The sequence below is a fragment of the Flagellimonas sp. S3867 genome (genome assembly GCF_014698935.1).
In the GTDB taxonomy this organism is placed as follows: domain Bacteria; phylum Bacteroidota; class Bacteroidia; order Flavobacteriales; family Flavobacteriaceae; genus Flagellimonas.
On the sequence record NZ_JACVMN010000003.1, the window covers coordinates 112,425 to 126,635 of the forward strand.

The window sequence follows — 14,211 nt, forward strand, 5'->3', positions numbered from 1 at the left end:
GTTACGACCTCAACAATTCGACAGGATCATTTTACAAAGTACAAAATCGATTTCAATCTGATCTTAAACCGTTTTCCGGATACCTGTTTGATTTGGAATCGAATTAGATGGGCAAACATTTTAAACGTATGTCGATAGTTGATTCAAGATGTGTCTTTGTGACCAGAAAGACATCTTGTTTTGCTCCCGTAGGTTGCAAAAGAAAACTACACATTAGGAAATCACTTAGAGCAGAGAAATGAAAAAGCGAGTGAAACGAAGTTTCACGCTGCAAGCCCAAATCTTACCACTAACTAATTTACTGAGCGAGGCAAAAGTTCCATTTCAAAGCGAAAATGGGTCAACTTTTTATACTGTTTATAGGACGTTCAAGAGAAATTGATCCAATTTCTCAAAAAAGACCAATAGAAATTAGGAGCAAGTCTTTCCAATTAGGGCTGAGTAGGAGGAAGCATTGCTTTACTCAAGATTTTCAGGTCTTTACTGTAAACTTCTCTAGTATTTTTAGAGGTTCCCAGAGTTTTTACAGTAAAAAAACAGAAATTACATCAAGAGAATTAATTGATAAAAGGCATTGATTCTACAGGCATTTTGGCCAGAAATTGGACAATGTAGCATCGCCTTGGCGTGCTACCCTCTCGCTATACAGAACAGCTCCTTCAAAGTCGCTGTTCCGTATACCTTTGGCCGAGCAAAAAGTAGGTTGCGCCCTATTTCAATTTTACTTTGCGCGTATCACCCGAAACGCTATAAAATTGAAACAGGATCCATGCGCAAAAGTCTGAGGTAAGATTTAGGACGTTTTCCATAAAAACAAAAAGCCCCGCGACTGGATATAAATCCACCGAGGGGCCTTTCACTGATTTGACTTTCAATGGCCAAACTATGCAAACAGCCCAGAGATCATGTTCTTTGGTCAATTTTAACAAGTTCTTTGCCTCGGTTTTGAGGTTTTCTCAATGTTTTGACATTCTAGATGGGAATCGAAAAGATATTGATCTAACCAACCTTTCGTATCACATTGTCCAAAGCTTCGTCAGCTTCCCTATAAATGAAGTTGGCCTGATAATTTATTGTGGTCTTCAAATCACTATGGCGGTACAATTTCTGAAGCATTAATGGATGAATGGCATCCCCAGCTATGTTTCCGAAACTATGTCTGGCAATATGCATAGTTAACTTTTTGTCTATTTCAGCTTTTTCAGCAATAGCTTTTAAAGCTTTATTAAGTCTTCTATTCGCTGCTCTTAACTTACTGTAAACATCTTTAGAGTCTTTTATATTTGCCCTTTTAAGTTCTGGGAATATGAAATCATTGTTATGGTTTTTCTCAACAAGATAAAATTTGAGGATTTCCTTTACTTTATCAGGTATTTTTAAGGATAATAGTTTGGAATTTTTGCTCATCCTATAGTATAACCTTCCATCTTTTATATCACTCCATTTGGTTTTAAGAGCATCGGATACTCTTATTCCGGCCAAATTAAAACTAAAGAGCCAAACATTTCTTGCATGTAGCTCATTTGGAGGTAAATCTGTTAATGTTTCAATTCGTAAAATCTCTTTAGCATTTAGGCCTATCTTTTCTGTTTCAGGATATTTAATTTTAATTCTATCTCCTCCAAATGGATAAAACTTCTTTTTTACAATTCTAGCTTTAATAGCTCTATTATAAAGCAGCCTTATAAAAATGAAGATATTCATAACGGAGGTAAGACTTAGAGCATGCTCCTTGATCAAATAGACTTTTAGCCTATTTAAAAAGCGTTCATCAATTTCTACAAATGTCAACCCTTTTGATTTAGCGAATTTTATAACGTAGTTCATATAAGCTCTATCAGACGAATATCTATTGTATTTTTGCGCCACCTCTAACTCATCCAAATGCTCTTGGGCAAGTTCAAGAAAACTTAACTTCCTGGAAGGTTTATATATTTCTTTTTTTATAAAATAGGCTGTAGAATCCTTATTCTTTCTTTGAAGAGACATTAACCCTTTGCTTGCCTCTTGGAGTTTGATATGAATTAGCTCATTTAATATTTCATAATCCGGATGAGATTTTGAAACGTGTTTATTTTTCTCATCCCATTCCTCTATATCAATATAATATCCTAAATGCTTATAGGTAGATTTTCTATTTTTGGTTATCCTTATGGCAAGTGGATATAACCCTTTTTTGTTAGGCTTTTTTCGTAATACTATTTGTGTTGTAGCGGCCATCGTTGTCCAAATTTCGAAAGCCAAATTAGGTACAACATTCTGTGAAGAATCTTGTAATAAAAGTACTAAAAATTTACAATTTTTGGGTACAACATAGGTACAACATTTATTGATTTTTGATGGTTTTGTTTGATTTTGATTGAAATCAATAAAAATGTAACTAATTAATTATCAATGGTTTTGGCTTTCTTTGAACAAAGATAAAGCGAACTTAGGATCTAGTGCCGCGAGGTGTGAGAGTTCGAGTCTCTCCGCCCGCACAAAAAGCTCTCAAATATATGAGGGCTTTTTTTATTGAAATTCTTCCTGATAAAACCTTGGGCCAAGCCTGCTACAGATCTCAAGGACAGCATATTTTTTTGAAGTCAAATAATGACCCTTATCATAATAAAAAAGCACCTTACTTCCTATATTGAGGGTTGGCTGAGAAAAATCGATTCAAAAATGACACTCACAGTTGTTTTGGTGATTTTATACATAATGGTGGCACTTACCATGGTTATCGGTATTTTGGTCAATGGCGCTAGGCCTTCAAAGACCTTGGCTTGGCTTTTGGCCATCTTTACAATACCCGTTGGAGGGATAATCCTCTATCTATTGTTGGGGAGAAATAGAAGGAAAAACAAGATACTTAGGAAAAAACAAGCTGCTTTTAGTAGGGTGAAAACACAGCTCCCAACTGAAATGCTAAAAGAAAATGACAGGCATGGTAGGGTGATGAGCTTGATAAATAAAAATTGCAGATTCCCGCCAACATTCCAAAACTCTGCTGTTTTGCTGAAAGATGGTAAAACCACTTTCGAATCTATTTTTAAGGCATTGGAAGGTGCTTCCAGCTATATCTATCTGCAGTACTACATTTTTGAGGATGGCGAATTGGCGGATCGACTTTTGAACCTATTTCGGTCAAAAATAAATGAAGGTGTCAAAGTACGAATGATCTATGACAGCATCGGAAGTTACACCTTGAGTAAAAAATATGTAAATGCATTAAAATCCATCGGAGTGGAAGTTTATCCTTTTCTTCCCTTTCGGTTCGATTATTTTCTTTCTTCCCTCAACTACCGAAACCATAGAAAAATCATTATTGTTGATGGAATCCAAGGGTTTACCGGAGGTATTAATATTTCAGATAAGTACCTTAGGGGTGATCCAAACCTTGGCACTTGGCACGATATGCACTTGCAGCTTATCGGCCCTGCTGTAAAACAGTTGGAGGAAGTTTTCATTGCTGATTGGTATTTGGTGGCTGAGCAACAGTTACAAATTGGGAGTTATGTTGAAAATGGAGCGTCCAAAAGTAGTGGGGACAAGGTTGTTCAGATAGTTTCCAGTGGTCCCGAAGATGATTTCCCCAACATTCAACAGGTATATTTTGAAATGATTAATGACGCCAAGGATTACTTGTATATCACAAATCCGTATATCATTCCCGGTAACGAAATATTGTTGGCATTACAGACAGCATCCTTAAGTGGGGTTGACGTTCGAATATTGGTCTCGGAACATTCAGATAGTAATTTGGTGGGCTGGACCGTTCGTTCTTATTTTGAGCCCTTGTTAAAAGCGGGAATCCGTTTATTTCTTTTTCCCGATGGTTTCTTGCATAGCAAGGTCTTGGTGAGTGATGATGCTATTGCTTCCATTGGTACCGCCAATATCGATGTGCGCAGTTTTGAGCACAATTTTGAGGTTAATGCGTTGATTTATGACGAGAGTTTTTCAAAACAATTAAAAACAGATTTTCTACAAGATTGCTCTAGAAGCAAAGAACTCATCTTTTTTGAACACAACCAAAGGTCTTGGGCTACAAGGCTCAAGGAAGGTACGGCCAGGATTTTCAGTCCCATTCTGTAACACTTTCTTCAGGCAACAATTCATTAGCACACTTTTCTCCACTGGCCCATGAGTCAATATTTTCAAATGTGGTTTGCGCAATATTCTGTATGGCTTCGGTGGTCATAAACGCTTGGTGCGGCGTAAGGAGGACATTTGACAAAGAAATCAATTTTTTCAACCTTTCATCTGTGATGCCACTCTGCGAATTATCTTTAAAGAATACCCCTTTTTCTCTTTCGTAAACATCGGTTCCATAGGCAGCGATTTGATTGTTTTCCAATGCTTCTATCAATGCATCGGTATGGACAATTGCACCTCGGGCCGTGTTGATCAGTACCGTATTTGGTTTCATCAAAGCCAGGGTCTTTTTATTAATAAGGTCATAAGTTAGGTTGGTCAAAGGAACATGTAAACTGATAATATCAGAATGGGAACATAGTGTTTCCAAATCAGTATATTTTATGGCATACTGATCTATCAAATTGGGGTTTTGCTCAACGTCGTATGCCAAAATATCACAACCAAAACCATGTATGATCTTGCACATCACCGTGCCTATGTTTCCTGTGCCAATAATTCCCACCGTCTTTCCTTTGAGGTCGAAACCCATTAGATTGCTCTGCAGAAAGTTATAGGCATGTACTTGATTGTTGGCATTGACGATTTTCCGATTGAGCGCCAAAAGCAGGGTAACGGCATGTTCGGCAATGGCGTAAGGAGAATAATCGGGGACATTGGCCACTTTCAACTTATATTTTTGAGCGGTCTTTAGTTGAACATTATTATACCCTGTGGAGCGCAAAGAGATAAATTTCACCTCCAGACCTTTTAGGGTTTCCAGAACAATGGATGAAGCATCGTCCCCAGAAAAAATGGAAATAGCCTTATAGCCAACAGATTTAAAAGCCGTATCCAAGTTCAATGCTTCTTTGAGGTATGTCACTTCATGTCGACCATTGTTGGCACGTTCCAAAAATGGAATTTCAAAATCTTTTGCACTATAAACCAATACTTTCATGGTCTTCGTCCTTAGTTTCCTTTCTGAAAATTATATCCTGCTCTTCGAGCGCAAAAACAATCAGTTTAATATACTCCTCCACGGTCTTTTCAATATTAATGGGGTCGGTAATATCGATTGCACCTCTCCAAATAAGTTCTCTTTCCTTATCAACACAAATACAGTATAAAGAAGTTTCTGCGTGGTATACGGTGTATTTATCGTAATAATCGGTTTCGTAATATATGGGCTGATATTCTAGGTAATCATCCCTGAATTTTCCGTAGAGACCATCTATTTCCGACATACGCTTTCGAAACTTTGTAAAATCCTCAGAGCCTATAACTTTGGTGAAAAGAATTGCATCAAAATCTTTGTCCAATAATTGCTGTTCCACATCATCGAGTTCTTCTTCGGATTTGGCCGAATTGGTAAAGGAAACATCAAAAAGGTCGACACTGCGCATGGCCTCAACATCCCTTTTTCTAAACTCACGTCTAAGTTTGGTCTCAAAATCGATTCTGGCATCTTCATTTTGGGTCATACCCACAATAAGTACTTTGCTCGCGTCGAAGATAACATAGTCCGGGTTTTTCCAATTGCTCACCAACTGTGTGGAAGCACAGCTGCTTAATAGCAAAATGATCAGTCCGAGTGAAAGTAAATTTCTCATGATGTTCCATTTAGTGTTAATTGAGCAATCTTTTTTGCTTTTGTGATTTCATGATCTTGGACAATAAAGCGAACAATTTTTTCTTAAGATTTCTATAGTCCACAAGATATTGATGGGCATCATTGGTTAGATCATTGTGAGTTTCCATATAGGCCTTCTCCATTTTTATTTGATCAACATCATCTATCATTATTTGCAATAATCTTTCATGTGCTTGTACCTGGGCAACCAATTTTACAAGCTGTTTTTCGTGATCTAAAAGATTGTTTACCAACTTTTTGCTTTCTCCGAAAATACTCTTATCCGTAAGTTGAAGGGTGTATGATTTAACCAAGCCGTTCAAAAACATTTGTTCATCGGCACAAAAGTGCAATTCGGACAACCAATCCAAAGAGGCTCTGTGCATCTCGTCTGCACTCAGCCATTCAGCATAACTATATCTTTTGTTTATTTTTTTCATTTCGTTTAAGATTAACTTTAGTTCTTTTTCAGGGTATTCTTAAAACAGTATTTCGACATATAATCTGACTTCAATCTAATGTAGTCCAATAAGCTCGGATGAAGAATGACAAAAATCAGTTGTTTGGCTTGTTTTTTCTTAAAATGCCACCAGCGTAATTGAAGATTTCCAGTTTTAGGTTTTGAAAATCCTCAATGCACGACATAACTTCTGCTTCAATAACTTCATGTTCCATTTGATAGGCTTTTTCGCACGATTTGCCCAAGCATTCCATAACCCCACCAAGCTCACTTTCGTGTATGATCAAGCATGATTTGATTTTATCTATGTTATCCTCAGTTTTTTTTATTCTTGATTTGTAATCCATTAGCCGCTCAAATAGATTTGGAGTTTTTGGCTCAAAAACATAAGAGTTCAGCAGTCGATTTATAAAAAGTAACTCATCATCCATCAACAGGAATTGGGATTTCCATTTTAAGGATTCCCAGTGCAGTTTTTCCATTTTTTTTTCTTGGTCTGTTTTTATCAAAGAATTTTTCATTGCTATGTGCTTTGTCACAATTTAAAGTATTGTCCAACTGCATAAAATGATGTGCATCAATGTCATTTGCCCAGCTTAAAATTGTTTCGAGATCAACATCCCAGATTGTTTTTTATTGAAGCCTGTTGTTTAGGGGTTGACCTAGATCATTTCGGAGTGGGGGTTACGCGCTTAATTTTGACCTAGTAAAATGAATCGTATAACCTTAAAAATCAGTATTATGTCATTAGTAAAATTTAAGAGAAGACCTTTTAGAGATCTTATATCATCGGATTTTTTTGATATGGATGATTTCTTTGACAATCGCATGTGGGATAGCGACTTATTGCGTGGCCGTTTTTGGAACGGAAAAACCATTGATCCTGCAATGAACATTAAAGAAACAGATGAAAATTTTGAAATTGAATTGGCGGCCCCTGGGTTCGGCAAAAAGGATTTCAATGTAACAATTGACAACGGGTGTCTCAATATTTCAGCGGAAAAATCAACCTCTGAAGAAGAAAAAGATGAAACCTATACCCGAAGGGAATTTAGCTATGATTCTTTTGAACGTTCACTACAGCTTCCTGAAAGTGTAAAACAGGAAGAGGTAAAAGCAAAATACGACGATGGTATCCTTAGCTTTCAATTGACTAAAAAAGAAGAGGCAAAAAAACAGAAACCAAAGGTGATCGAGGTTTCGTAGCTGACCATTATTTAAAGAGACCCCTGTTACTACAAAGCAACAATACCCCTGCTTTTGTGACAGGGGTTTTTATTCGGTTTAAATTGGTTATGGTATGCAGTTGTACAATGGTGTATTAAAGAGGATATGATTAATGTCATATGCAAATACCGCACAACCATATATATTTGGGAGATTTCAACACCAAACCGGTCTAACCTCATAGATAATAAATGAAACTTTGCCACCCTTCAAAGTTTCAGGTGAATCGAATATATATCCAAAAGCAGGGGATTACATCTGCCAAGACTGAACGGTCAAGGACGAGTGAGTAAGCCGTTGTATCTAAAACTTTTGTAATGAGCGAGCTTGATTTCAAGAAGCGAAATGTCCATAAAACTCCACTGAAAGACATCGCGAAAGAGAAACTAAAAAAGGCCATTATTCAAATGAACACCGAAAATATGTTGGAAGCAGAGAACGGTGTGCTGGATGCGGTGGACAATGGTATTGTAATCGCAGATGCAAATTTGGATAGTTTTCCCATTATATATGCAAACAAGGCTTTTGAAAGAATCACCGGCTATAAGTTGAAGGAAGTCTTGGGCAGAAATTGCAATTTTCTGCAAAGCGACGATAGGCACCAAAAAGAAATAGAGACCATTCGAAGATCTCTTGTAGCAGGGAAATCTTGTAATGTAACACTTCGCAACTATAAAAAAAACGGTTCCATGTTTTGGAACGAGTTGACTATAACCCCTATAAAGAACAAAAAAGGGGAGCTTACCCATTTCATAGGTTTTCAAAATGATATCACCCAGAAAAAGAAACTAGAACTTTTAAGAAAGGCGAAAAGCGATATCCTGGAAATGGTAGTTAAAAAAAGCGCATTAACCCAAATTGTACAAGCAATACAGCAAACTCTTGAACAACAAATACCAGGAGCGATTGTGGCGATAATGATAGCTGACCGGAAAAAAAGAATTTTATCAGAAATCAATGCGCCAAGACTTTCCAAGGGATTGATCACCACCATTTTGAAAAGTGTTCCCATAAAACCTGATTTCTGTTGTTGTGCCACTGCCGCCTATAGTAAGAAAAGAGTGATTCAACAAAATATTGAAGAAGAACTCACATGGCAAAAATATATCGATGTTGTCAAAGAGAGTGAACTGAAATCTTGTTGGTCTTATCCTATATTGGATGTTAATGATGGGATTTTAGGAGTGTTGACCGTTTTTCACCAAAACTCCAAATCTCCAGCCAAAACAGATGAAGAATTAATTTGGGAGATGACAAACTTGTTCAGCTTGGCCATTGAGCAAATGAGAATGAGAGAACAGCTGGAAGCTAACCTTGTAGAGCTTTCATCTTACTCAAAAGGTTTGGAAAAGAAGGTGAAAAAACGGACTAAAGACCTTAACAAGGCAGTTTTGGACCTAGAAGTGACCAATATTGAACTTGTCGGACAGACCAACGAAGCAAAAGCTGCCGAGCTAAGGGCAGAGACCAACGAGGCCATTTTGATGGCGATCATTAAAAAATTTCCAAAAGGGGCCATTTTGCTGGTCGATGACCAAATGCAAATCCAATTTATGGAAGGCACAGAGTTGAAGGATGTACAACAGCAGGTAAGCATTTCCCAAAAAATTAAAATTGACGAGTTAGAAGGATTTTCATCACAGCGAAAGGAACTTTTTATCAATCATGTGCAGCGTACCTTAAATGGGGAGCATTTAAGTTTTGAAACAGAATATCGTAGAATTCCATATGCCATTAATACAACCCCACTTTCAATCTATAATGGAAACATAACCCATGCGCTTTTTGTTTTGCTGAATATCACCGACCGAAAACAAATTGAAGGAAAAATGCTCCAAAACTTGGATAGGGAAAAGGAATTGAGTGATCTCAAATCACGGTTTATAAGTACCGCTTCACATGAATTTAGGACGCCTTTGAGTGTAATACTTTCTTCATCCACCCTCATTGAAAAGCAAAATCAACCAGGAATGGAAGATAGGAGGTTGAAACATTTAAACAGGATAAAGTCCAATGTCCAACATTTGGTAACGGTATTGAACGATTTCCTTTCGTTAAGTAAATTGGAGGAAGGAAAGACCATAGCCCGACCTGAGTGGTTCAATCTAGTTGATTTTTCAAAATCAATGCTGGACCAAATGGTACTCAGCAAGAAAGAAGGGCAAATTATTGCATTTGAGCATGACACTGCCAAGGTACCCGTGCACTTGGATAGTAAACTCATGCGACATATTCTTTTAAACCTTCTTGGTAATGCCATTAAATATTCCGAAGAGGGTCAAAAGATTCTCTTGAAAATCCAAGAGAATGGCCAACAGGTATCCATAGAAGTAACGGATGAGGGTATAGGTATACCGCTCAACGAACAACAACATCTTTTTCAACGTTTTTTTAGGGCAAAAAACAGTTTGAATATCGCAGGAACCGGTTTAGGACTTCATATTGTAAAACAATATGTTGAACTCATGAAGGGAACCTTAAATTTTGAAAGCATGAAAAATAAAGGAAGCACATTTACAGTGACTTTTCCTAAAAACACCCAAGAAAATGAAAAAAGTACTAGTAATTGAAGATCATCAAGATGTTCGTGAGAACACCATTGAAATTTTGGAGTTGGCAAATTACGTGGTTACAGCTGCCGAAAATGGAAAAATTGGGATCCAACGTGCAAAAGAATGGCTTCCCGATATAATAATTAGTGACATTATGATGCCCGAAATGGATGGGTACGATGTTCTAACGGCCTTGTCACATGATGAACAAACCGCAGCCATTCCCTTCATATTTTTGACCGCCAAAGATGAAAAGGGTGATATGAGAAAAGGAATGAGTCTTGGAGCCGATGACTACCTTTTTAAACCTTTTGAAGCACAAGAGTTGCTCGATGCTATACAAACACGACTGAGAAAATCAGATTTTCTTCAGCAAAAGTTCTCTAAAACTGCCATTGGTGTAAACCACTTTTTTAAGGAAGCTTCGACCTATTTGGGAATAGAGTTGTTGTCCAAAGACAGAAAGCATCAGGAATTTAAAAATCGGGAAGAAATTTATCAAGAAGGTGATGCTGCACACCATCTTTATTTTATCCAAGAAGGTAACGTAAAGATTTTTAGGGTCACCGAAAGTGGAAAGGAGATGGTGACCGGAATGTACGGTCAGGGTGATTTTATAGGTCAACTTTCGCTTTTGAACAGTGATGGCACCTATCTGGATACGGCGATTGCCTTGGAGCATGCAAAAGTGATGAGCATTCCAAAGGAAGATTTCACCAAACTGGTGTACAAAGATCGAGAGGTTTCCAATAAGTTTTTGGATATCATTTCCAACAATATGATTCATTTACAGGAACAATTGGTGGATGTTGCCTATTCCACTGTTAAGCAACGCACGGCAAGGGCCTTGCTGGAACTTCATGAAAAAGGTTTCATAGCAGATAAGGAAAAAACAAGGCCAGGAGTTGAAATACTCCGTGAAGATTTGGCCGGAATGATTGGTACCGCTAAGGAGACAACTATTAGGGCAATAACCGATTTTAGGGAGCAAGGATTGGTGGGTGTCGGTAAAAAAAGAAAACTGGTCTTATTGAACAAAAATAGATTGAAGCGCATTGCCGAATTTGGCAATTGACACAAACAAAAACAGGGAGCCTAAGCTCCCTGTTCTCTATGAATAAATCAAATCTCTCATCAATACAAAAACCAAACGTTTACAAAATTTTATCACTAAAACTCAATAATCAAATAGCTGTCATATCGAAAGAATCAATCTATCCAATCTGGTAATTGCCGCCTTGCGACAACAACGACCATTTTCATTGTTTCCTTAAAAGAGACCGGAATACCGAAGTGCTCCGGTCTCAGTGCAGGCGTTGCATCCATCTTATCACTACTTATTTTTAATTTTCAGTGGCCTGCAGAACAGGCGGAAAACTAAATGGGTGATACAATTTTTGTTTTGCCCACTAAACCCTGAAATTATTGCTAACTCCATGGTCCTTACCAATACTTTATGCTTGAGAACGTATAATTATGGCGCTAAGATATGTCCATACTTCATAGCACGGAATGATCTAGGTCATTCCACCACAAATATTTTATAAGTAAACAATAGGCCTCAATGGCGATATCTGATACATATCATTAAAAATGACCGTGGGGTAGGTTATTTTTGTTGACACATTAATACTTTGGTTATGTTGAATTCAGAAAAAATAGGCAACGAATTTTACCAAAATTTGGGTAAATTGTATTACGCCATGGCCATGACAGATGGAATAGTAAGACCATCAGAAGTTAGAAGGTTGCGCAAGTATGTACGTCAGCATTGGTTGGATATAGATGGGATGGAAGATGAGTTTGGCACAGATTCCGCTTTTCAAATAGAAATTGTTTTTGATTGGTTACAAAATGAAGAAAAGGAGGGAAACGAATATTTTTCGGACTTTGCAGAGTTTTACAAAGATCAGCCCAAAAAATTTGGTCCTAAGGTCAGAAAGCTAATTATAGAGACAGCAGATTCCATTGCTTCCTCGTTTGCGGGCAAGAACAAGTCTGAAATAGAATTTTTACAACAGTTGAAAGATCTTTTGGGTAATTGATCAACATCACCATAAAAAATCACATGCATTTACAAGATTATATAGATCATACCTTATTAAAACCTTCCGCGACAGTTACCGACATTAAGCAACTTTGTGAAGAAGCCATACAATATCAATTTAAGGCGGTTTGCGTACAAGGCTGTCACGTTCCTGTGGCTAAGAACGAATTAAAGGGTTCATTGGTAAAATTGGCGGCCGTGGTGGGTTTTCCCCTAGGCGGAATGTCTGCGAAAGCCAAACTTTTAGAAGCTCGTGACTGTGTGGAAAATGGAGCGGATGAGATAGATATGGTCATTAATATTGGATGGCTAAAATCGGGATTGGAACAACAAGTTCGCGATGAAATATTCCAAATAAAACAGGAAATAAGGAATAAAACGCTCAAAGTAATATTGGAGAACTGTTTTTTGTCAGACCAGGAGATTAAAAAAGCATGTAATCTGGCGGTTTCGGCCGGCGCTGATTTTGTAAAGACTTCCACAGGGTTTGGAAGTGGTGGAGCTACTTTTAAGCATGTAGAACTAATGAAGGAAGCTGTTGGAGATAAAGCTTTGATAAAAGCCTCGGGAGGTATTCGCGATCGTGAAACGGCCCTAAAGTATATTGAGATGGGTGTTGCACGGATTGGAACATCCTCCGGCCCCAAGCTAATGGGAGAATCTGGAAAAAAAAGTTTATGAGTTTGCATATTGAAGCTAAAAAAGGTGAAATAGCGGATACCGTTTTACTGCCCGGAGATCCATTACGCGCCAAATGGATAGCAGAGACCTTTCTTGAAAAACCACATTGCTACAACAACGTACGCGGTATGTTGGGTTATACGGGCCTCTATCAAGGCAAAAGAGTTTCTGTACAAGGAAGTGGTATGGGAATACCTTCGGCCTTGATCTATTATCATGAATTGATCACTAACTACGGTGTAAAAAACGTTATCAGAGTAGGTTCTGCGGGATCTTATCAAGAACATATAAAACTCAAGGATGTGGTCCTTGCTATGGCGGCTTCAACAACATCGGGCATTAACAATACCCGCTTCGTAAACTCGGATTATGCACCCACGGCGAATTTTGAGCTTTTTGTAAAAGCGGTCCAATTCGCGCGCGAAAAGGGTATCCCGATCCACGCGGGCAATGTGCTTTCATCGGACGAATTTTACGAAGATGACCCTGAATCCTATAAATTATGGGCCAAATATGGGGTACTTTGTGTGGAAATGGAAGCAGCGGGACTCTATACCCTAGCCGCCAAGCACAATGTAAATGCCTTGGCAATATTAACAATTTCCGATTCTTTGGTTACCGGAGAACAGTTGACCGCAGAGGAGCGGGAAACCTCTTTTAAAGATATGATGAAAATTGCCCTTTCCCTAGCTTGAGCGCTTTTGTTTTGGCATGATTATAATCATTTCACAACATTTGAATAGCATGCATCTTTGATACTGTGTTTTGAGTCGATAGATCTTTATCGGTAAAAAGCAACGCAGAATTTAAAAACAAAAGATCATGAGAACAAGATTCATACTCGTAGTATTCGTTTCAATGCTATTTGCTTGCAAAGGGAAGACCGAAAAGGTGGTGAAGCAACCCACGATCATTGAAGTTGAAAAACCTAAAAAACTGCCTTCCGAGATGGTGAAAATCTCGGAATTTGCCGGAATCACCTTATCAGATACTGTCGATATCAATTCACAAATCCGTTTTAAGACCATAGACCAGAACGGAATGGTTGATACTATAGAGATGGAGAAAGCCATTAAGATCTACAAAACTCGATTTAAATCTGGAAAAGGTGATGTTTATCCCATTTTTGAAATCAACAATTTTGAAGATGCCGTTATAACAACCGTGAGCAAAGGTTACGGAGGAAACATCAGAGGGACATTTTTGATCAACAAGAATTCACTGCAAATCCGAAAGGCTGAATTTGAGCACATAGCCGAGTCTGAAGGATATGGTGCAGCAATAGCAGGTACTCTTTTTGAAAATCAGTTTGTGGGTGCGACTATTAATTTTGAGAAAAATACCTTCGGGTTAAAACAAAATGGAAAGAATATAGTGAAAGGGGAGAACATCATAGATGGAGTTTCTGGCGCTACAACAACAAGCAAGCTCACTATTGATATGGTCAACGATGAGCTAAAAAGATATAGGGCCTATTTTGAATCAAAATAAAAGG

13 protein-coding genes are annotated in these 14,211 nt (G+C 37.9%); 8 read left to right on the plus strand and 5 right to left on the minus strand.

From position 1 onward, the window contains the following. Nucleotides 1-999: 999 nt before the first annotated feature. Nucleotides 1,000-2,220 carry a site-specific integrase gene (locus IAG46_RS13875; protein ID WP_190810988.1) on the minus strand — a complete coding sequence of 407 codons (1,221 nt, stop codon included), beginning with the start codon at nt 2,218-2,220 and terminating at the stop codon, nt 1,000-1,002. A gap of 444 nt (nt 2,221-2,664) precedes the next feature. Between IAG46_RS13875 and cls the strand changes: the two genes are divergently transcribed. After that, on the plus strand, nt 2,665-4,077 hold the full coding sequence (gene cls, locus IAG46_RS13880) for a cardiolipin synthase (RefSeq protein WP_190810989.1): 1,413 nt from the start codon (nt 2,665-2,667) through the stop codon (nt 4,075-4,077). On the opposite strand, the gene IAG46_RS13885 is transcribed toward cls, so the two are convergent. The 4 genes from IAG46_RS13885 to IAG46_RS13900 all read right to left on the minus strand — a co-directional run bounded on the left by IAG46_RS13885 (nt 4,061) and on the right by IAG46_RS13900 (nt 6,730). Continuing rightward, entirely contained in the window at nt 4,061-5,077 is a 1,017-nt protein-coding gene (locus tag IAG46_RS13885) for a 2-hydroxyacid dehydrogenase (RefSeq protein ID WP_190810990.1), read from the minus strand. The two genes, cls and IAG46_RS13885, sit on opposite strands and share 17 nt — an antisense overlap. Next, entirely contained in the window at nt 5,058-5,729 is a 672-nt protein-coding gene (locus IAG46_RS13890) for a hypothetical protein (RefSeq protein WP_190810991.1), read from the minus strand. The genes IAG46_RS13885 and IAG46_RS13890 overlap by 20 nt, the downstream gene beginning before the upstream one ends. Nucleotides 5,730-5,745: 16 nt before the next feature. Next, nucleotides 5,746-6,189: a hypothetical protein gene (locus tag IAG46_RS13895; protein WP_190810992.1), complete on the minus strand. Its 444-nt coding sequence runs from the start codon at nt 6,187-6,189 to the stop codon at nt 5,746-5,748. A gap of 115 nt (nt 6,190-6,304) precedes the next feature. Continuing rightward, nucleotides 6,305-6,730, minus strand: a complete 426-nt coding sequence (locus IAG46_RS13900; RefSeq protein ID WP_190810993.1) for a hypothetical protein — start codon at nt 6,728-6,730, stop codon at nt 6,305-6,307. Nucleotides 6,731-6,950: 220 nt separating this feature from the next. Here IAG46_RS13900 and IAG46_RS13905 point away from each other — a divergent pair, with 220 nt between their 5' ends. The 7 genes from IAG46_RS13905 (at nt 6,951) to IAG46_RS13935 (ending at nt 14,207) form a co-directional block, all read left to right on the plus strand. Next, on the plus strand, nt 6,951-7,415 hold the full coding sequence (locus tag IAG46_RS13905) for an Hsp20/alpha crystallin family protein (RefSeq protein ID WP_190810994.1): 465 nt from the start codon (nt 6,951-6,953) through the stop codon (nt 7,413-7,415). Between the two features lie 338 nt (nt 7,416-7,753). Then, nucleotides 7,754-10,006, plus strand: coding sequence for a GAF domain-containing sensor histidine kinase (locus IAG46_RS13910; RefSeq protein ID WP_190810995.1), 2,253 nt, complete (start codon nt 7,754-7,756; stop codon nt 10,004-10,006). Beyond that, the gene (locus tag IAG46_RS13915) at nt 9,984-11,063 is read left to right on the plus strand and encodes a response regulator (RefSeq protein ID WP_190810996.1); all 1,080 of its coding nucleotides are present in this window, start codon (nt 9,984-9,986) and stop codon (nt 11,061-11,063) included. Before IAG46_RS13910 ends, IAG46_RS13915 begins: the two co-directional genes overlap by 23 nt. A gap of 565 nt (nt 11,064-11,628) precedes the next feature. Continuing rightward, nucleotides 11,629-12,033 (plus strand): TerB family tellurite resistance protein, encoded by a 405-nt coding sequence (locus IAG46_RS13920; protein WP_190810997.1) that lies wholly within the window; start codon nt 11,629-11,631, stop codon nt 12,031-12,033. Between the two features lie 23 nt (nt 12,034-12,056). Continuing rightward, complete coding sequence (gene deoC, locus IAG46_RS13925; RefSeq protein ID WP_190810998.1) at nt 12,057-12,716, plus strand: deoxyribose-phosphate aldolase; 660 nt, start codon at nt 12,057-12,059, stop codon at nt 12,714-12,716. After that, nucleotides 12,713-13,411: a purine-nucleoside phosphorylase gene (gene deoD, locus IAG46_RS13930; RefSeq protein WP_190810999.1), complete on the plus strand. Its 699-nt coding sequence runs from the start codon at nt 12,713-12,715 to the stop codon at nt 13,409-13,411. The genes deoC and deoD overlap by 4 nt, the downstream gene beginning before the upstream one ends. A 127-nt stretch (nt 13,412-13,538) precedes the next feature. Beyond that, complete coding sequence (locus tag IAG46_RS13935) at nt 13,539-14,207, plus strand: FMN-binding protein (protein WP_190811000.1); 669 nt, start codon at nt 13,539-13,541, stop codon at nt 14,205-14,207. The last annotated feature ends 4 nt before the right edge of the window (nt 14,208-14,211 follow it).

What these genes read in the sequence shown, in the direction of transcription:
- IAG46_RS13875 (WP_190810988.1), bottom strand. Translation starts at nt 2,220, where the DNA reads ATGGCCGCTACAACACAAATAGTATTACGAAAAAAGCCTAACAAAAAA.
- cls (WP_190810989.1), top strand. Translation starts at nt 2,665, where the DNA reads ATGACACTCACAGTTGTTTTGGTGATTTTATACATAATGGTGGCACTT.
- IAG46_RS13885 (WP_190810990.1), bottom strand. Translation starts at nt 5,077, where the DNA reads ATGAAAGTATTGGTTTATAGTGCAAAAGATTTTGAAATTCCATTTTTG.
- IAG46_RS13890 (WP_190810991.1), bottom strand. Translation starts at nt 5,729, where the DNA reads ATGAGAAATTTACTTTCACTCGGACTGATCATTTTGCTATTAAGCAGC.
- IAG46_RS13895 (WP_190810992.1), bottom strand. Translation starts at nt 6,189, where the DNA reads ATGAAAAAAATAAACAAAAGATATAGTTATGCTGAATGGCTGAGTGCA.
- IAG46_RS13900 (WP_190810993.1), bottom strand. Translation starts at nt 6,730, where the DNA reads ATGAAAAATTCTTTGATAAAAACAGACCAAGAAAAAAAAATGGAAAAA.
- IAG46_RS13905 (WP_190810994.1), top strand. Translation starts at nt 6,951, where the DNA reads ATGTCATTAGTAAAATTTAAGAGAAGACCTTTTAGAGATCTTATATCA.
- IAG46_RS13910 (WP_190810995.1), top strand. Translation starts at nt 7,754, where the DNA reads ATGAGCGAGCTTGATTTCAAGAAGCGAAATGTCCATAAAACTCCACTG.
- IAG46_RS13915 (WP_190810996.1), top strand. Translation starts at nt 9,984, where the DNA reads ATGAAAAAAGTACTAGTAATTGAAGATCATCAAGATGTTCGTGAGAAC.
- IAG46_RS13920 (WP_190810997.1), top strand. Translation starts at nt 11,629, where the DNA reads ATGTTGAATTCAGAAAAAATAGGCAACGAATTTTACCAAAATTTGGGT.
- deoC (WP_190810998.1), top strand. Translation starts at nt 12,057, where the DNA reads ATGCATTTACAAGATTATATAGATCATACCTTATTAAAACCTTCCGCG.
- deoD (WP_190810999.1), top strand. Translation starts at nt 12,713, where the DNA reads ATGAGTTTGCATATTGAAGCTAAAAAAGGTGAAATAGCGGATACCGTT.
- IAG46_RS13935 (WP_190811000.1), top strand. Translation starts at nt 13,539, where the DNA reads ATGAGAACAAGATTCATACTCGTAGTATTCGTTTCAATGCTATTTGCT.